The 19,528-nt window shown below is 50.1% G+C and carries 12 protein-coding genes; 2 read left to right on the top strand and 10 right to left on the bottom strand.

Translation table 11 applies throughout. The features are described from left to right. Together J3B89_RS09600 and imuA are read right to left on the bottom strand one after the other, a co-directional pair. Nucleotides 1-1,398 carry a Y-family DNA polymerase gene (locus tag J3B89_RS09600; protein ID WP_215397311.1) on the bottom strand — a complete coding sequence of 466 codons (1,398 nt, stop codon included), beginning with the start codon at nt 1,396-1,398 and terminating at the stop codon, nt 1-3. A gap of 1 nt (nt 1,399) precedes the next feature. Next, nucleotides 1,400-2,068, bottom strand: coding sequence for a translesion DNA synthesis-associated protein ImuA (gene imuA, locus J3B89_RS09595; RefSeq protein ID WP_215397310.1), 669 nt, complete (start codon nt 2,066-2,068; stop codon nt 1,400-1,402). A 139-nt stretch (nt 2,069-2,207) separates the two neighbouring features. On the opposite strand from imuA, the gene J3B89_RS09590 reads away from it, so the two are divergent. Further along, complete coding sequence (locus J3B89_RS09590; protein WP_215397309.1) at nt 2,208-2,519, top strand: hypothetical protein; 312 nt, start codon at nt 2,208-2,210, stop codon at nt 2,517-2,519. Here the strand turns inward: J3B89_RS09590 and rlmC are convergent. The 5 genes from rlmC to J3B89_RS09565 all read right to left on the bottom strand — a co-directional run bounded on the left by rlmC (nt 2,516) and on the right by J3B89_RS09565 (nt 14,843). Next, the gene (gene rlmC / locus J3B89_RS09585) at nt 2,516-3,661 is read right to left on the bottom strand and encodes a 23S rRNA (uracil(747)-C(5))-methyltransferase RlmC (RefSeq protein ID WP_215397308.1); all 1,146 of its coding nucleotides are present in this window, start codon (nt 3,659-3,661) and stop codon (nt 2,516-2,518) included. The genes J3B89_RS09590 and rlmC overlap by 4 nt on opposite strands. A gap of 66 nt (nt 3,662-3,727) precedes the next feature. Next, nucleotides 3,728-6,052 carry a penicillin-binding protein 1C gene (gene pbpC / locus J3B89_RS09580; RefSeq protein WP_215397307.1) on the bottom strand — a complete coding sequence of 775 codons (2,325 nt, stop codon included), beginning with the start codon at nt 6,050-6,052 and terminating at the stop codon, nt 3,728-3,730. 30 nt (nt 6,053-6,082) lie between these two features. Then, complete coding sequence (locus tag J3B89_RS09575) at nt 6,083-11,905, bottom strand: alpha-2-macroglobulin (protein ID WP_215397306.1); 5,823 nt, start codon at nt 11,903-11,905, stop codon at nt 6,083-6,085. A 128-nt stretch (nt 11,906-12,033) separates the two neighbouring features. Beyond that, a complete protein-coding gene (gene thpR, locus J3B89_RS09570; protein ID WP_215397305.1) occupies nt 12,034-12,555 on the bottom strand; it encodes an RNA 2',3'-cyclic phosphodiesterase in 522 nt (173 codons plus the stop codon). Continuing rightward, nucleotides 12,555-14,843: a YgiQ family radical SAM protein gene (locus J3B89_RS09565; protein WP_215397457.1), complete on the bottom strand. Its 2,289-nt coding sequence runs from the start codon at nt 14,841-14,843 to the stop codon at nt 12,555-12,557. The genes thpR and J3B89_RS09565 overlap by 1 nt, the downstream gene beginning before the upstream one ends. A gap of 391 nt (nt 14,844-15,234) precedes the next feature. Between J3B89_RS09565 and J3B89_RS09560 the strand changes: the two genes are divergently transcribed. Then, a complete protein-coding gene (locus tag J3B89_RS09560) occupies nt 15,235-16,824 on the top strand; it encodes a DUF1176 domain-containing protein (RefSeq protein WP_215397304.1) in 1,590 nt (529 codons plus the stop codon). Nucleotides 16,825-16,932: 108 nt separating this feature from the next. On the opposite strand, the gene J3B89_RS21480 is transcribed toward J3B89_RS09560, so the two are convergent. The 3 genes from J3B89_RS21480 to J3B89_RS09545 form a co-directional block, all read right to left on the bottom strand. Next, entirely contained in the window at nt 16,933-17,040 is a 108-nt protein-coding gene (locus J3B89_RS21480; protein ID WP_349814211.1) for a type II toxin-antitoxin system RelE/ParE family toxin, read from the bottom strand. 21 nt (nt 17,041-17,061) lie between these two features. Continuing rightward, on the bottom strand, nt 17,062-17,319 hold the full coding sequence (locus J3B89_RS09550) for a type II toxin-antitoxin system ParD family antitoxin (protein WP_215397302.1): 258 nt from the start codon (nt 17,317-17,319) through the stop codon (nt 17,062-17,064). A gap of 475 nt (nt 17,320-17,794) precedes the next feature. After that, on the bottom strand, nt 17,795-19,411 hold the full coding sequence (locus J3B89_RS09545) for a TIGR04141 family sporadically distributed protein (RefSeq protein ID WP_215397301.1): 1,617 nt from the start codon (nt 19,409-19,411) through the stop codon (nt 17,795-17,797). Nucleotides 19,412-19,528: the final 117 nt, after the last annotated feature.

Raw genomic sequence — 19,528 nt, 5'->3', positions numbered from 1 at the left:
TCAGCTGAAAATGCCCTGCACAAACCACTGCTGCTGTGCCGTGCGATACAACCACAACCACTGCCCTTTGCTGTTACGGCCAATAAAATAATCGCGCTGGGCTTCCAGTTCCCAGCCGTTTGGGCATAACCGTTCCGGGCCGTGGTTTATTTCTACTGCTTCGGTTAACCGTTCTGGTTTTGCCAGCAAAAATGCCGGCCTAAGCGCTAAGGCTGCCACTGCTGCTTTACCGGCCAGCAAGGGTAAGGGCCGCTGGCTGGCGAGCTCAGGCAGGTGCTGGTTTTGTAATCTCAGGCCACTGACCGAGTGATAACCTAAGCGGGCCTGTAGCAGTGAAACCAGCTGTAATGCCGATACCGCACCCGGCACCGGCTGAAACAGATCATTGCTCTGGCTCTGTTGTGGTACAAAAGCGGTGACCTCCAGTTGCAGGCCAGATACCGGTTCGGTCAGTTTCAGTTTATCCAGCTGTAACTGACACAACTTTAGCCAGTTCGCCGCGCGATATTCGCCCTGTGCCGAGCCAATACTTAACTGGTATGCCGGCATACCACGAAACAACAAACTCAGTTGTAACTGATGACAGGCCGCATTTATCCGCTGCAGTTGCTGCTCCAGTTGCAGCAGCAGACTATGCAGCGGCATGCTGAATACCGCAGTATCTGTAATGTCGTACAACAGCTCAACATAGCGGCTAAAGCTGTGCTCTGGCTTGATATAGTGCAAGGCATGATAAAAGCTACCGCGTAAACGCCCCAGATAGCTAAGTAAACTGCTGTCAAAACGCCGGGCCAGCTCAGCCTGCGATAATGCCAGCACTTGGCCAAGTGTATTAATACCTAAACGCTGCAACTGCTGTTGGCTGTCAGTATCAAGCTCGCTAAAGCGAAGCGGGCTGCATCTTAGCGCGGCATCAAGGGTATCGGGCTCCCCGGTCAGTAAATTTAACTGTTGCCGGGCCAGGCATTTGGCAGCAAAAGGGGTAGCACCACTGGCATAATAATAACGATAAGGTAATAGCTGCAGCTCGTGGCTCAGGGCCTGCCAGTAACCGGCCAGCCCCTGATACAACTGCAACATATTGCACAGCCGGATATACAAGCCATCGGGCGGGTCCAGCGCTATATCAGCTGTTATCTGATACAACTGCTGCGCTACGCTTTGTAAAATGTTCAGCTGCAACTGCGGCTGATAGGGCAACAGCTGCAGGTTAGGACACAGCGCAGCAGCAGTACCCAGCGCCATATTCAGCGCAATGCCACGCTGCTCAGCCACAGCGTTAAGCTGCACAATGCAATGTTGCTCATTCACCACCGCCACCGGCAGCTGTTGCGCTGCAGTACAGCCCAGGCTGTCGGGCTGCAGTGCCGGAAACTGTAAGTACAAATATAGCGCCATCTTAGCTGGCCTTACGCCGGGCCTGCCATTGAGGTTCAGTACTAAAACACAAACCGGGCCAGCGATTTTGCATATCTACCAGAAAAGGCGCAGCAGGCCAGCCACCTTTACGTTTTTGCACACTTAGCAACACGCCCTGGCGGTGCGGTTGCAGCTTAATGCTTAAATTTACCGGTAAACTTAGCCCCTGTTGTGGGCGGCGCATTAATATCAGGCTGGCTGCGCCCTGTTCGGCGGCCAGTTGCAGCCGTCTTGCCTGCGCCAGTTTCAGCGGTACTTGCCACAGCAATACCGACGCACAGCAACCGCTTTGCAGGCACTGCTCTGCTGCCCACAGCGCATCTTTGCCGGTTTTTGGTGTAATAATAACTAACTGCGACAACACTATACCGGCAGCACAAAGCATATCGGCACAGGGCTCTGCCAAAGGAGAAATAAGCACTAACAAGCGGCCACTGCTTTGTTGTTGTTGCAAATACGGCAGCAGCAAACGCAGCTCACCAATGCCGGTGCCAGTTTGAATATCAATGAGGCCTGTAGCCGGAAAGCCACCGGCTAATTGCTGATCTAACTCAGCATAACCAGACGACACCGCCCGGTAGGCAGTATGCTGGCTATTGCCTTGCCATACCAGTTGCCGCCGTGCTAATTGCTCTAATAAAGCCGACATAAGCCACCAATTAACTGTATTTAAATACAGTATATATTATCAAAAGCAGGAAGCAAGCACTGCCAAAGCAGCGGCTAGTTAAGCTGGCATTAAGCCGGGCCTGTTACAAAGGCAGCAAGCAGATAAAGAGGTAGTTAACATGAAAACAGCTATTTTTGTCTTGTGCAGCGCCGCATTACTGTTTAGCCAGCTAGCACATGCCAAGCCGGATCAGGATAAAGGCTTGCCACCAGGCCTGGCAAAAAAGCTGGATAAAGGCCAGCCACTGCCTCCGGGCTGGCAGAAAAAACTGGCACCCGGCCAGTTGCTGGCAGAAGAATATTACCGGCGCGGGCGAGTGATCAGCCGCCCGAACACCGATGGCATCATCACTGTACAAATTGAAGGCACTATTATTGAGCTGTTTGAACACAGCCGTGAAATTGTCCGCATTCTGGAAGGCAAACGTTAAGCATGTTTAACCAACAATGTCAGCACTTCATAGTGGCTGCTGTGGGCAAACATATCAAACAGTTGTACTTTTAAAAGCTTATAGTCTGGCAACGCCGTAAGGTCTTGTGCCAGCGTTTGGGCATTACAACTGGAGTAAATCAGCCAGTGCGGCGCTAAGCGCTGTATATCCTGGCATAGCGCTTTGCCCAAACCACGCCGGGGCGGGTTAACCACCAGTAAATCCGGCGCCTGTGCCGCAGCTTTTGCAAAAGCAGCGGAATCCAGCGCCTGAAACTGCACCAGGGTTAACCCCAGCTCATTAGCAGAGCGCTGTGCACTGGCAATGGCTTTTTCTGCTATTTCAATCCCGCTTAGCTGCTGCGCTGGTGTCACAACATGCAGGCCAAAACCACCCACACCACAGAACAGATCCCAGATATGGGTAAAAGCTCCCTGCTGCTGTTGCAACTGTGCCGCCCAGTCTGCGGCTGTCTGGTAAAGTGCCGCAGCCATCACCGGCTGGGTTTGAAAAAAGCTTTGCGGGGTTAAATACAGCGGCACCTGATTTAACTGCTCGGCCAGCAGCGTTTGCTCAGTCAGGATAATTTCTTCCTCCCCCTCCAGCAGTGCCGCCGGCTTGGGCTGCAGGTTAACTGAACACACTTCAAGCTGTGGCCACTGTGCCAATAACCAGGGTAAATGCTTCTGCACTGACGCCAGACAGTTTTTTGAGCGCAGCACAAAACGCAGCATAAAACGGCCACTGTGCAGGCTTTGGCTAAGCAGAATAAATTTCAGCTCACCACGGCGTGCAGTAATATCGTAAGGGGTTAACTTTGCGCGTTGGATAAAGGCTTTGCACAAGGCAAAAGCAGGTGAAAACGCCGGTGGGTACAGTGGGCAATCGGCTAAATCAACCTTATCCCCCACAGCGTTAACAATACCCAGAACAGGCTGTTCTACCGTACCCAGCGCCACCATTTTGGCTTTATAACGAAAGCCCTGCTCAGCTGATGCCACAGGTTCCAGCACTTGTGCCGGCTGAAACTCTGCCAGTAAGGCGGTTAACTGCTGCTGTTTAAGCAGCAGCTGTGCCGGATAGGGTTTATCCAGCCAGTGGCAGGACTGACAGCGCTTAGCGGCAAAATGAACACAGTGCATAGATGATCCGCGGCAGTTAAAAATCGGCGCCATTCTAACGCAGACCGCAACTATACGCACCCACCGCTACTGCACCCGTAAGCGTAAACTGGCAACCCCACCTAAATCATCCACTACCCGTAATTGAAATTCACCGGTTTCGCCTTGCCAGAATAAGGTTTCACCCGGCTTTACCGACCCCAGATAACGGCTATCAATAAACCAGTGCGCTGTGGTTACTGCACCATCAAAGCTGGCTTGCAGGGCAATTTTCTGCTGCTCTGCATTTTTACCCAACTGATACGTTAACGCTTGCTGGGGTGAGCGGATTTGCGGCGCCTGCTGTGATGACTGTGGTTGATCAGTGCAGGCATGTTGATAAGCCGGTGGTGGTGTTAATACAATACCGGACAGCTGATAAGCACGGGCAATATCTGACGGCCAGAATTCAAATACTTTCAGCTCAGTCTGCGGTGGCTGATGGTTACAGGCACGCAGCCCGGTGTCGGTATACACCGGTACAGCACGGTGCACATCGGATACTTTTATGGGTGATACACCTGGAATAAACCAGCCGGGCCGGGTTTGCAGGCAGTATTTATTTGGCAATTCACCACTACGGCTACACAGTGCTACCTGCTTCAGGTTTAGCTTATTGCCTGCACTGAACAGGCTTTGCTCCGCTTGTTTATCGCGCGGTAACAGTGCCAGCAGTTCAAATAACAACGGGCCGGCGGCAGTGCGCCCCACCAGATTGGGATTGCTGCTGCCATCAAAGTTGCCCAGCCACACTGCCAGTACATAATCACCGCTAAGCGCAACAGACCAGGCATCGCGAAACGCATAAGAGGTACCGGTTTTCCACGCCACCGGCGCGCTGTCTGTCAGCTCGCTCAGCAAACCAGCCTGCGGTTTGGCATGCTGGCGCAGCATATCAAGCGTTAAAAACGCCGCTTCTGCGCTTAACAGCGGCTGTGGTGTTGCCGGCGCCGGATCGGCCTGCCACTGCAAAGTCTGCCAGTTACCGCCATTGCCCAGCATGGCATACAGCTGCACCAGTTGCTGCATGCTCAGCTCCATACCACCCAGCACCAGTGCCAGGCCATAGTGCTCAGCCGGATGATGTAACGGCACCTGTGCCTGTTTTAACCAGTGATAAAAATCCGGTTTAGTCAGGCTGGCTTGTAATTGCACGGCCGGGACATTGCGGCTGTTAATCAGTGCCTCTGTGGCATTAACCGGCCCGACAAACTGGCGGTCGAAGTTTTCCGGGTTAAAACTGCCATAACGGCGCGGTAAATCGGTTAGCAGGCTTTGCGGATGAATAACGCCCTGTTGCAGCGCCAGCGCATAAACAAACGGCTTTAGCGCTGAGCCCGGTGAGCGCAGTGCTGTCACTCCATCAACCTGACCGGAGATCGCCGCATTATAAAAGTCGGCTGAGCCAACCCAGGCCTGCACCTGCATGGTGCTGCGTTTTACCAGCAATACACTGGCATTGTTAAAGCCTTTGTCGGCATTACGGCGCAAATAGGCTGTAACACCTTGCTGCATACGCTGCTGAACATTGTGCTGCAAGCTGGTATAAAAGCGGCCCTGTGTCTGCCCCTGTGCCTGTAACTGATTAATAAAATGCGGCGCAGCGTAGGCTAAATCGGCACGTTGATAAAACTTCAGTGGTAAACTTAAACGTTGCGCTACGCCTGGCTCAGTGGCGGGATAATACTGCAACCACAGTGCAGCCAAACGCTGACGCGCCAGTTCTAATTGCTGCTCGCCTTTTGTACTTAGCGGGCTGCGCTGGTTCGGATTTTGTGGGATCACGCTAAGAGCTAACGCTTCGGCCACGGTTAAGCGCCGCGCTTCTTTACCAAAGTAAATCAGGCTGGCGGCGGCTACACCTTCAATATTGCCGCCATAAGGCGCGTAGTTAAAGTAAGCTTCTAAAATCTCGTCTTTGCTAAAATGCCGCTCCAGATAAAGCGCATACGCCAGTTGCTGCAGTTTACCGCTCAGGCTACTGGTATTAAGCCCAAAGCGCAGCCGCGCCAACTGCATACTTAGTGTTGATGCGCCCTGACGCCGGCCACCTTTAACCACACCTTGCCAGAACGCCCGGCCAACAGCGCTGATATCAACGCCGAAATGGTTATAGAACTGCCGGTCTTCATACAACAAAGTGGCTTGCTGTAGCGCCGGCGCAATATCGGCCAGTGGCACCCGCAGCCGGTAACGCTGATCTGCCGCCAGCCGCAAACTGAGCAACTCGCCACCGGCAGCAAAATAAGCACTGCTCTGCAGATAGCGGCCATAAAGCACCGGCTTGGGTGATAACAGCAGCACCAGTAGAGGTAGCAGCAATATAACCACTGCCAATACCAGCACCACCCTGCCTGCCCGTTTTTTTAACATCCCGTGTTGCACCACAACCCCGGCAAAGTGTTAATTTACAGCAGCTGCGGTTACCACAAAGCGCCCGGCCGCTGTGCTGGCATACACCGATAAATCATACATTGACTGCGCTGACGCCGTTGGCAATACAAAATCACCGGCTGCGGTTACCTTAACCTGATAACGCAGCTCTGTCATTTGCGGACCAAAACCGGCGTAATACACTACGCGGTCTTCACGGATATCAACATAATCGGCGCGCCATACTCCACTTTGGCGTGGCACGGAACTGCGCACCACGGCAAAACCGGCCGGCAGTAAATCCACTACTGCAACATTGCTGTGCCAACCGTCGGTTAAACTGCGCAGGCGCAGGCGCACGGTAAGCTCATCGCCTTGTTTTGCACTGCTAACCACTTTGCCTTCAGCATCAAGATAATCACGCACGACCTCCAACTGCTGCGCTACGGCTTTAGTTGGTGCTGTTTTATCAAAACCGGCTTCGCTTAATGCATAAAACAGCTGCTGCCTGCTCTCTATCAGTATTTGCTCTGCTGCAGTGGTAAAAGCTGCGCGTGGTATGGCGCTTTGGTTATCGGCCGGCGTTAATACGGTACGTGCACCTTTGCCATCCAACTGATAAAACTGCGGTGGCGTAGCCGCCGCTTCTGTTTGCAACTGGCCGTAGGCTGACAACGCCAGCACGGTATAGGCCGAGGCTATGGTGTTATAATCGCCCTTAAACACCGGCTGCAATAGCTGCAAAATGGCTTTACCATCCAGCGCTTTGGCCTGCTCGGCAAAATGACTGGACAATAAATACACATACTGCGCGTCCAGGCTTAGCTGTGACTGAAACGCCGGATTAGCAAAAGGCGGCAGTGGTGTGGCAATACGTGCCAGATAACCGCTTTGCAGTGCTGAAGTTTTACCTAAACGGTAACCGGACAACAAACCGCGCGCCAGCTCAGGCTTTTGCAGTAACTGATAACTGGCGGCAATATAAATAGCGGTAATATCAGCCTGCCATGCTTGTTTATGTTGTTTTTCCAGCCGCTCATGTAATTCAACCAAATAGTTAGTTGTAACTTCGCCGCTGCGGGTTAGCAGGTAAATTGCATTGGCGCGCAGCCTGGCCTGATACAAATTAGCCCCACTTTGCCGCGCTACATTGCGTAAATACTCCAGCCCCTGCCTGTACAGGTAATCCGGCACAGCCAGGCCTTGTTCACGCGCGGCCAGCAGAAAATGCATTACATAAATACTGGGGAAGTCGGCGCTACTGTAACCGCCAGGCCAGAAGCTGAAACCACCGTCGCTTTGCTGGCGTTGTGCCAGCTTTTGTATCAGCACGGCAAATTTTTCGTTCAGCATAGGCCACTGCGCCTGATACGACGGCTGCTGTACTAAACCCACCCATGGGAACACCTGTGACACCACCTGTTCGGTGCAACCGTGCGGATATTGCGCCAGATAATCGGTAAAGCTTTCTGCCAGCACCAACGGATTGGCTGAGGCAACCACATGCTGCTGTGCAAATTCAGTATACAGCGGATAACGGGTATTAAGTGTCACCGGGCCTTTATCGGCAAAACCAGCCTGTAGCGTGGAGTGGTAATGGCTGGCCGGGCGAATACTCAGGCTGATACTACGGCTGGCCTGTTCGGTTAGATCGCCCTGCTGATAGGTTGCGCTAAAACTTAAACTGGCTTCGCCCGGTGCGTCACCGGCTTTTAAACGAAAACGTGCACTTTGCTCGCTATTTTCGCTGATGCTAAGCCGTTGCTGGGTTTCGCCCACGGCAGTAAGGTTATCAGGTAAAGTAAGCTGCACGTTAATGGCAGCATCCGGGCCTGAGCCTTTTACACCATTAGCTACCGATACACTGATATCAAACTCATCGCCGGGGGCTGCACTGGTAAGCACATCCGGTGTTAGCACAAAGGGGCCGCGCACACGTAAATCCTGGCTGACAGCAGACAGCGCATCATCGCTTACCCCTACTGCCATCAGTTTTAAGTTACCGCTAAAGCTGGCCGGTACTGTTACCTGCTGAGTGGCCAGTTCAGTGCCGGCTTTTACCACCCCCAGCCAGAATACGCCTGGCTGCTCTGCTCTGCGGGCAAAGGGGTTAAGGTTACTGTCCAGCATGGCAGCGGCCATAGCCCGGCGTGCGCTGTCACCACCTACCCCGGCTAACTGGCGTTTAAGCGCGCTAAATTCCGGCAGGATTAAATCGAGCATTTGCATACTGCGTACCTGCAAGGCACGCTTTTGCAGGTAATGCGATAACGGGTCGGGTAATTCGTAAGCGGCCACCTGCAAAATACCCTGATCCACACCATACAGCAGTAAATCGGCCGGGCGGTCGGTTTTATAGCCCAGTGTAAAGGCTTTACCGGGGCGTACTTCTTGTGGTGCTACCAGGCTAATATTCAGTTCGCGCTTGCTGCGGTCAATATTAAACGGTACCACGGCGTAACTTAAGGGGCTGACAAAAAGCGCGTCTGAATCGGCGCCGCGTACAAAGCTAACGTTGATATAAGCATTACCTTCAATGCCCTCCGGCAGCACTATATGCTGAATGCTGCTGGTGGTATCGGCGGTAAACCAGCTAAAGGCATGCACTTTATCGCTTTCAATGCTGATTAAACCACTGCCGGTATAAGGTGCGGTGATATTCAGTTCAATACGCTCACCGGGTTTATAGTCGGCTTTATCCAACCGCACGTTAAGTGCAGCATTTTTTTCCAGCATAGCGCTGATATTACCGGCACCGATGACACTAAATGCCACCTTGCCCAGCAGTTGCTCGCCTTTTAACAACTGCAGTTCAAAATCACCGGCGGTATCGGTTGGCAACTGATAGGTCGTACCCTCTGCGGCAATGCTAAATGGCGTTTCGGCCAGTGTTAGCTCCTGTACTATGCTCTGATACTGATAAGTCCCATCGTTTTGTTTAACTAAGCTCGACAACGGCCGTTTTTCTACCAGCTTCAGCGTTAATTCATCCAGCGCTATCTGCGCTAAGCTGTTGTTAATAGCAATAAACTGCAAACTACGGCTTTGCTGCCTTTTCAGGTAGCTCAGCTCACCATCACTTTTTACCCCTACCAGCTCATTTAACGGCGATACCAACGCGCTACGTCTGTTTTGTACACTTTTGCCACCACCGCCATCAAAGCCTTCGGTAGTTAACACCAGCCGGTAAGTACCACCGCTGTATTGCTCAAGCGGCAGTGTAAAACTGGCTTTACCGTCGGCGTCAGTCTGCTGCTCATCCAGGTTCTGCCGTATGCTGTTGCTGTTAAGTTGCTGCTCCTGCGGGGCAATAAAACGATAATCTTTATAGGCATCAAAGCTAAAACCGGCCGGGATCAGCTCAAACCTGGCGGTTACCCGCCGCTGCTGCGCCGGGGTACCAAACAGGTTATCCAGTTGCACCTGTGCCACTAAATTTTGTGGTGACAACCAGCCTTTACCCTGCTGGTTAAAACTACTGCTGATTTTCAGGGTATCGGGCTGAAACTCTTCCACTACAAAGCTAACCGAACCTAAGTGCCGCTCGGTATTGCCTTTACTGTCCAGCAGGCTGATATTGGCGTAATAATTACCGGTATCGCTGTGCGGCTGGGTGTCCAGGCTAAAAGTGTGCATACCACGGCCGGTTAAGCTGAAGTTTTGCTGCCAGAACGTGCTGCCACGCGGCCCCTGCACCTGTATTTTTAGCGGTAGTTTTTGCCCGGCCAGTGATAAATCGTTGTGGCGGATAATAGCTGCCAGTTGTACCTGCTCGCCGGGCCGGTAGATACCTCTGTCACTGAACATATAAGCGCTTAATGCTTTGGCGCTGTTTTCATCCTGATAACGGCCACTGGTATTAAATTTGGAATAATCCAGCTGGCGGCTGTATCTGTCATACGGAATAAAGCTGCTATCCGTTACGCCATTACTATTGCGGCTAACCAGATACACCACCGGTTGTTTTTCACGCACAAAACCGCTGGTTTTATCCAGGTTTACGCTGCCCTGGGCATTGGTGGTGCCGCTTAACACCGCTAAGCCATTTTTGCCCAGCAGCTCTACTTTAGCACCCGCTACCGGCTTACCATCGGCCACCGACATGACAAATACCTGCTGGCTGCTATCGCTGTTATGCTTTACCAGTAAGCCTAAATCGGTTACCAGCACCACCCGTTTATCCAGTTGCTGGCCTTCGCTTTTCGGCCGGGCCGGGTCAAACTCGGTTAACTGAATAAAAAACACTCCCATGCCCGCTTCAGCCAGGTATGGCTTTAGCGCTAACGACAGGTAGTTAGCCTGTTTGGCGTGGCTGTTAGCCAGGGTAAAGGTTTTCTCGTAGCTGCTGCTGATATTGCTTTCATCAAAGTTATAGTTGTAAAAATAGGGCTGGCTGATGTCGCCGCCAGTCTGGCTGATAAAGTGGTTTAGCTCGCCCGGTAGCAATTTATGCAGCTTCACCCGCACGCCCTTAACGCCACGGCTAAGCAACTGCAGGGTTTGCTCACCGCTTAGCGTTAGCATAGCGCCTTCACCCACTATCCGCGCCTCTTTGGGATACTGCGGTGCCTGCACCACAGCGCGGTACTCACTGGCCAGGGTAAAATCACTGGCCGACGACAAACCTTTGGCCACACTAACAAACAGGCTTTGGCCTGGTGGCACATCCAGCTTAATACTAAAAGCACTGTCGTGTTGCTCTGGTGTGGGCATCAGTTCAAAGCTGTGCAGGCTGGCTTGCTGTAATACGCTGCTGCTTACCTCACCCGGCGCCCAATAGTTAGAATTACGCTGTGGATGCTTTGGCAATACATAGAGTTTTAGTTTGTTTTGCAGCTCGGTACGGCTGATACGATCAGTAAAACTTAACAACAGCATTTGCTCTGGTTCTTGCTCTGGTGTGCGGATAATATCGGTACGCAGCTCTTCTACTTTTAAAAAGCTGGTTTTATCCGGTACCAACAGCTGCTGGCTGTTTTCCCGGCTGGTTTTGCCACTGCCGTTTTGTGCTTTTACCCCGGCTTTTAGCAGCACAGTTAAATATTGTTCCCGCTCGGGCAGGGTTAATGCTGCAGAGTGCAGATAAATTTCACGGCCGGTTTTATCGGCACTGAGGGTAAAATCCAGCGGCTTGCCTTTACTGCGAACATCGCCGCCATCAGGGCGCATGGTCATCGACAACTGGCTTTTCACGCTGTCGATATCTACCGGATGGCTGAAATTTAATGTAGCAACTATTTGCCGCGTGGCCTGCTCGGTAGGGTGCTGATAAAAGCGCAAGCGGTTAATAGCGCCGGTAAGTGGCACAGTATCAAAACGGTATTGTTGCTCTGCCAGTAAAGTACCGGCGGCAAAAATACTTTTATCCAGCGTGATCTTGTACTGCTGCCCGGCAGGCCAGGCCTGCTGCGGCATAAAGGTTAAGGTATTGTCATCCTGCCACATCCACTTACCATCAATAGCCGGGGTTAAGCTAACACCTTCTGTTAATACCTCGCCAATTAAATCCAGCTTTGCTGCTGAAAGCTGCGGCACCGGAGCAATACGCCCGGCCTGATCACTCATGTCGTAGTTAAACTGCAACCGCACGGCAGTAGGCTGCTCAACATTGTCCTGATAATGCCCCAGTGCCGGGCTTTGTACTGTCGCCTTCACTTTCAGCGGTTTGGGTAATTGCTGATAATAGTAATAACCCGCAACTGCGGCCCCAATAAGCACTAATACCGCCACTACCGCGCCCCAGAACTTGGCAGGGCGCTGCTTTACATAGCTGCAAAGCCGTTGCAGCCAATCAGGAGCAATCCAGTTTACTGAGCCGAAAATTTTACGCATAAATGACGCTGAGGCAGGCATAACCAATCCTTGTTAACGGAGGTGTCGTTGTTCGGGTGTGTGCGCCGAGTATAAGCGGCGAAAATTAATCACTGATGAACTATAGCAGGTTGAGATAAAACTCTTAATCCCATAAAGCTAAAGAGTTGTTATATCAGCATAAAGTGATAAAGCGGCAAATACTGCAGGCGCCCATCCAACTGCGTTGAATGATACAACGTAAACTCACTAACTTGCAGTGTTAACGGAACTACCGGCCGCTTGAACAGCTCAGGGCAAACCGCATGCCGCGCCAACGTAATATGTGGCCGGTAGTTATCATGGCTATCGCTAAAACCCTCTGCTTTACAAAACTCTGCCACTTTTTGTTGTAACCGCAATAATGCATCGGGTATTACCGAAGGCGCCAGATACAGAATTTTTGGCCTGGCAAAGCAAGCCAGATGATCCAGCGTCAGGCTAAAGGCCGCCAGCTTGACCTGCTGCGCTGCGTCAACCAGCCGCTGTTGCTGTGTGGTATTAACCTGGCCTAAGAAAAACAGTGTTAAATGCAAATTGTCGTTATCAACAGCCTTAGCGCCAGGGCACAAACTCAGCGCCTGCTGCTGATACGGCAGCAACTGTTGTTGCTGCGCGGCGGAAAATTTAAGGCTGAAAAACAGCCGCTGCATCAGCCTTTTTGCCGCTTAGGCGAATTAGCGCCACCAGCCTTGCCAGCAGCGGTATTAGCCGCAGGTTTGGCGCTAAACGGTTTTTTACCCTGCGGCTTTTTGCCTGCCTTGTCGTCTTTTTCCCATGTGTCACGCTGCCCACGCTTAGCAATGGCTTTTGCCGCCGGGTTTAAGCCGGTATGCCGGCTAAGTGCCGGTTGGCCGCCTTTTTGTGGCTTTTTAAACTGCTCGTCTTTGCCCTCTTCCGGCACTAAACAGCCTTTACTGCGGCCAATTAAGTGCTTTAAGCCCATTTTAATTAAAGCTTCACGAATTTGCGGCCAGCCTTTGGGATCATGGTAACGCAGTATGGCTTTGTGTAAACGGCGCTGGCGTTCGCCTTTAGGCACTGCCACCACTTCGGTATTAGCCTTGTTGATGTTTTTCAGCGAGTTCATCTCGGTATGGTAGATGGTGGTCGCATTCGCCATTGGGCTGGGGTAAAAGTTTTGCACCTGATCCAGTTTAAAATCACGCTCTTTTAACCACAGCGCCAGGTTAACCATATCCATATCGGTGGTACCGGGGTGGGCAGCAATAAAATACGGGATTAAAAACTGCTGTTTACCGGCTTCTTTACTAAAGCGGTCGAACATTTCTTTAAACTTGTCATAAGCGCCCATACCCGGCTTCATCATCTTCGATAACGGGCCTTCTTCGGTATGCTCCGGCGCTATTTTTAAATAGCCGCCAACATGGTGCTGTACCAGCTCACGCACGTAATTCGGATCTTCCACCGCCAAATCGTAACGCACACCGGAAGCCACCAGCACCTTTTTAATACCGGGTAAAGTGCGTGCCTCGCGGTATAGCTCTACTGTCGGGCTTTGGTTGGTATCCATATGCTCGCAAATGGTCGGGTACACACAAGATGGCCGGCGACAAGTTTGCTCGGCTTTGGGGTTCTTACAGTTTAAGCGGTACATATTGGCCGTTGGGCCGCCAAGATCGGATATCACGCCGGTAAAACCAGGTACTTTATCGCGAATATCCTTGATCTCCTGCATGATCGACTCTTTCGACCGGCTTTGAATAATACGGCCTTCATGCTCGGTAATAGAGCAAAACGAGCAACCACCAAAGCAGCCGCGCATAATATTTACCGAGGTTTTAATCATCTCGTATGCCGGAATTTTCTCCTTGCCATACACCGGATGCGGCACGCGCTGGTACGGTAGGCCAAACACCAAGTCCATCTCTTCGGTGCTAAGCGGAAAGGCTGGTGGGTTAACCCAGATATGCCTGTCGCCATGGCGCTGCATTATCGCACGGGCGCAGCCAGGGTTGGTTTCCTGGTGCAATATACGCGAAGCATGAGCATACAAGGGTTTATTAACGCTTACCTGCTCAAACGCCGGCAGCTTAACGTAAGTTTGCTCCCACGGTTTTTGCCGCGGTGGTTGTACTAAAATTGGCTTGGCTTCCACCTCGGCCGGCTTACTTAAATCAATACCGGCTTTGGCAAATTCAGAATAACTGCTGCAGCCAACATCATCGGCACCATAAGGGTTGGCTATCGGGTCTATTTTACCGATTTTATCAATGGCGGTAGAATCCACACCGCGCCAGCCTGGCAGTGGCTCTTTACGGATCACCGCCGTGCCGCGCACATCCTGGATCTCGCTTACCGGTATACCACTGGCAATACGGTGCGCTACTTCGACCAAAGGCCGCTCGGCATTGCCGTAAATAAGAATGTCGGCCTTGGCATCAAAAATTACCGAGCGACGCACTTTTTCAGACCAGTAATCGTAATGCGCAATACGGCGCAGGCTGGCTTCTATACCGCCAATAATTACCGGTACGTCTTTATAAGCTTCTTTACAGCGCTGGGTGTATACCGTTACGGCTCTGTCTGGCCGCTTGCCGCCAATATCACCCGGGGTATAAGCATCGTCGTGGCGCAGCTTTTTATCGGCAGTGTAGCGGTTAATCATCGAGTCCATATTGCCGGCCGACACGCCGTAAAACAGGTTTGGCTTGCCCAGGCGCATAAAGTCGTCTTTGCTGTGCCAATCCGGCTGGCATATCAGGCCAACCCGGTAGCCCTGGGCTTCTAACATGCGCCCTACTACCGCCATACCAAAGCTGGGGTGGTCAACATAGGCATCGCCTACTACCAAAATAACATCGCAGCTGTCCCAGCCAAGTTTATCCATTTCGGCGCGCGACATAGGTAAAAACGGTGCCGTGCCATAGCACCCGGCCCAGTACTTTGGGTAGCTGAATAAATCACGCTCAGGCGCCATACGTGCTACAGGGGCAGACTTGCGGGAAACGGTAGTAGCAACAGTGGACATAAATTAAGCACCAGAGCGGAACAAGGGCGCGTATTATACAAGGAGTATTGGGGAAAGGCGAATGGTGCCCTGACTGATCGTCTTTTACTCACGAAAACATATGTCGATAAACAGCAGCTCATGCATATGCCTGATATATGCAGAGCGACAGCTACACGGACATATACCTGTGATCGGCAAATAAAAGCCAGTTTTTTGAACGCTAACCGGAACCCGGCACATTAATTCATGTGCCGTTTTTTTATTTGCTGATTTCTGTTGTATTTACCACTCGTGGACAGAAACATGCTGTCTGAGCATAATGTTATCTTTGGATCATGGTTGTACTTTAGGAAAACATATGTGCCGTTTTCTGTTATCTGTCTTTGTTGGTTTTGTTGGATCTCCGCTTTGGGCATTACCAATAACAGAAGTTGAATTTTCTCACAAAGACTGGGCCATCCGGTGTTATGACAACGGGGCCTGTATTGCGCATAGCGGTGATGATGTCAAAGTAGAGCTAAGCCGGCAGGCTGGACCAAACCAGGCCCTTTCCGGCCGGGTGATTAGCCGTAATCATGAATTCACCGGATTAGCCGCGGTATTGCATATTAATGACGAGTCAGCCGGAACATTACAGCCTTCTGCCGGGCAGTTTCTTTTATCTGCATCACAAGTTACCTCTGTACTGACGGCGCTTAAACATGATCAGAATACAGCGTTACTGATTGGCGATAGGCATTATCGTTTGTCTACCGCAGGTTCTAATGCGGTTCTGCTGAAAATGGATGAATTTCAGGGACGCATTAATACTACCGGCGCACTAATCCGGCCCGGAAATAAAGATGAAAGTACGGTACCGGCAGCCCCCGTCGTTAAAACAGCAGCTGAAATGGCAGAGATTGATGCTAAGGCATTACAGCAGTTACACGCTATTGTGGAAAACCTGCAACAGCAGGACCCGGAGTTATTATTATCGTCGCTGGATAACGCGCTGAATCAGTTGCAGGTTTCGCAAGGCGTTAGCCATTTTTCCCTTGATTATGACAGTGGCCAGCCTCTTTCCCGCAAGAAACCTGTGGCTGAAATTACTGATGATGAATGGCAGGCTTTTTTAGGTACCAATTTATTAACTGCTGCCGGAGAAGCCAGAAAGGCCGACTTTTCCCTGATTGACCTGGATGGCGATGGTCGCCGTGATTTGATTATTGAGAGCTATATTGGTGGAACCGGGCTGTTCAGCTATACCGGAGTATTAAAAAGGGGCAAAAACCGGTTTTATTCCACTAACCCCGGCCCGGAAGCCGATGAGATGATTCCAGGTGGGTTCTTCTCGCAAAATGGCAGAGGGGCTAACCAGCATTCCTGGTGGATAACATTACAGGGACAAGTGTATGTCGTATGGCTGGATGGGCATTTCAGTATGGAGCGGTTGTATCTGCTAAGACCATTTTTACATCAGCAGGAGCTTCCGGCAATCACTGTACGTTATCAATATAATATGCAATTACAGCAGCAATGGCATGACAATGGCCCTGTACAACACCCACAGGAACAGCAACAGCTATTGCAGGCCATCGCCGGGCTACCCGGTAAATTTGCCATAGATGCTAACGGCGAAAATAAGCCCGGGCAGGCCATATGTCCGGTACCGGAAGGAACAAATGCAAACCAGCAGCAGGCTTATTACACCGGGCGCCCGATGCATTACTCGATGGAACAGGTAGGCCTGATCCCGGTATGGATTGATAACCAATGCTATATTGGCACTGTGGCCAGTTTCTTTGGCAGTTATACCCCTAAAGCGGGAACCGGGCTGGAAATTGCAATAGATTCTCCCCGTGCAGGAGAGCAACCAGCCTTAGGTTATACCTTCTCCGGGTTACGTCAGGTGGTATCTGTAACCTCTGGTAAGGCGGCTCGTACCGGAGATAACGGCATAGGATTATAAACAGGAAAATATGATGCTTTATTCTTACCCTATTGGCACGGCAAGAACTGCCCTACTCCACCAGGGAAACTTCCGGCAGCGCTAAACACTACTTATCTAGCGGCGCTATTATGGGAACGACAGCATATGCCGCTGAGGGTCTTGACGGCCGTGCAGTACGCGAATAATTTCAATGTGGTTGGCAGTAACACGGTAAAACAAGATATAGCTTTGAATGGGTAAGCTTCTGATCTAGGCTCAGCCTTTTATATCGTCAAACAGTGTATCCAGCGCGGCCTTTGATTCAATTACAATACCTTCGCCACGGTCCAATTGCTCGGTGCCAACTTTTAGTTGCTCACGCAGGCGGGCCAGTTTCACTTCGTGGATCCAATCTTCATGAGTATCCATAAAGCGTAAAGCTTCGCGGATAACTTCACTGGCATTGTTGTATAACCCACTGTCAACTTTGGCTTTAATGCGCGACCCTAATTCAGGCGTCAGGGATACATGCATAATGGCCTCCAAGGGTAAGCATTAACAGCAACAATGCTGGGTGCCACTACAAAGATTGTCAATCTTTGTAGCTTTGCATCGGCAGTTTTCGGCCAGATGCTTAAATCGGGTAACCCACCGGATGATTGGGATGCGCTGCTAAAAGCAGCCAGAGGCGCGAAGCTCCCGCTATAGAAAACCAACCCCAGATGTATTTGCCGTACTCTACCAAAGAAACCTGCGGTAGCTTTTAGCACAGCTTATTACCGTGCCGTTGTGGGGAACAGAAGCTTATGGTGCAGCGAAGGTGCAGCCTAACTAAGCTGCGCGGATGTTAGCCGTAACGCCTGCGCCAAATTCTCTCCTTGGGGGATCTACTATTTGGGGCAGTTGTTTAGATACGGTCCGGCTGCTATGAGCGATTAGCAGACGTTAACGCCGCGCTCAGCGGCAAATTTGGAGTGCGGTGGAAAATTTATCCGTTAGCAGCTCCTTGTTAATTTTTCTTTGGCTTGCATTTTTTAGTCTTTAACCATGTGGGATCAATATCTATTTTCGAAATAGAAATGTTGTAATTTAATGCCTTTAATGTTTTTAAGGAATTTTTCAGAGTCACCTTCGAAAAGAATGGGAGTTCAGCAGGTATATCCTTGGTTGTAGCAATTGCATACACCACCCTATATTTGCTTGGATCTGGCCTTTCCTTAGGGTCTACTAATTTAATTGATGCCGGTAATTTTGGATTTAGTTTTTCCCTGTATTCAGAGTCCTTGATAAATGCTTCAGCAGCCACAAACCCTTGTGAGAACAGATGACTTAGTGTGCTTGAGCTTCTATATAATTTTACATGAACAAACTCATTTCCATCTTTTATCAAATCACAGTGCTCTAATTTGTCATAAGGGCCGCCAATTTGAATATTCTTTTTATCCATCAAGCAAAAGCCACTTTTTGTTTTAACCACTTGCTTGTTATAGTCTCCCTCATCATCATGAGCATATATGGGAAACGAAAATTGATAAGTTTCAAGATCGCTGAGGTAATCATCAACCGCTGAAACAAAGTCGCAGTTAATTTTGTACCATACTCCATTTCTTAAAATGTACTGATCTTTTCCAAATTTAATTTCAGCATACAAACAGCGGTAGACTGGCCAATTTTTTACAGACTGATACTCATTGTTGTTTACGTGAACAACGTTGCTCTTCATTAACTCAACTGTAGGAGTAACACCACCGAGGTATGTTATATAGTCATCGAAAGATAAAACCACATGGCGAAGGGTTTTCTGGTACATATCAAATGAGTAGCCGATTTGACCTTCCCAGTCTACTATTTCGGGTTCCCCTAACCAGAAATTAGAAACATTGTTACTACTCAAGTATTTATCTAGTTCCAAATCAAGTATTTCAATCTCGTCATAGTCTCGAACCCTATTGATATTTTCTACCCAGCTGAATTTGTCTGGAAGATTAGAACGATATTGTTTGATAGACTTTGAAAGAATCGCGGGTATATGTGAAAGGTTGATTTCTACTGCTATTGTTAGAGCATCCCTGCCAGTTACATGACTACCAAATTCTTTTACTAATGATGTTCCTGTCACAGCGTAAAGCATTTCCATCTCAGAATCTAAATGGAGATTAAATATATCTACATCCCGTGTGCTTTGAGTTCTTGAATTCAATGGATTGTGATCATAGCTAGCTTTATCCAAACTTCTCAGTTTGTCAGGATCTACAGAGTTCAGCGTCACCTTTAAACCAAAATCACGCTCGATAGACTCTTGCTTTAGAAGATGAAAACCAGTGCCAAAAGACAGTATAAATGTAGCTCCTGAAATTCTTACTATGAATACTGCCCCTACATTTGAAGAGATGCCAAATTCAGAAGCATCTACTTGGTTATCTGTTGTAAATAATCTAGTCCAAGGAGGGGCATTTTTAGGTGGCTGCTTTTTTATGTAAAGACGGGCTGATTCTGCCTCTGGCAAGTCTATTTCAATAGGTTGCTTAGCATTTTCTAGCTTTATAACGTCGGAATCCGGCTTGCTACCATCTCTAGCCAAATAGATAGATAGCTTTTCTTTTCTGATTTTCTTTACTCTTGCCATAAATCCCTTCTCGGCTAAGCACTGTAAAACTAATGCTTTAGCGGATCATCCCGTATTTAAACGCGGGTCAACCCGTCTTTGTATATTTATTGCACAACAACATTACACCGCTTCTTT

This window comes from Rheinheimera oceanensis (assembly GCF_018831085.1).
Lineage (GTDB): Bacteria > Pseudomonadota > Gammaproteobacteria > Enterobacterales > Alteromonadaceae > Alishewanella > Alishewanella oceanensis.
This window is presented reverse-complemented; position numbering and strand designations above follow the sequence as displayed.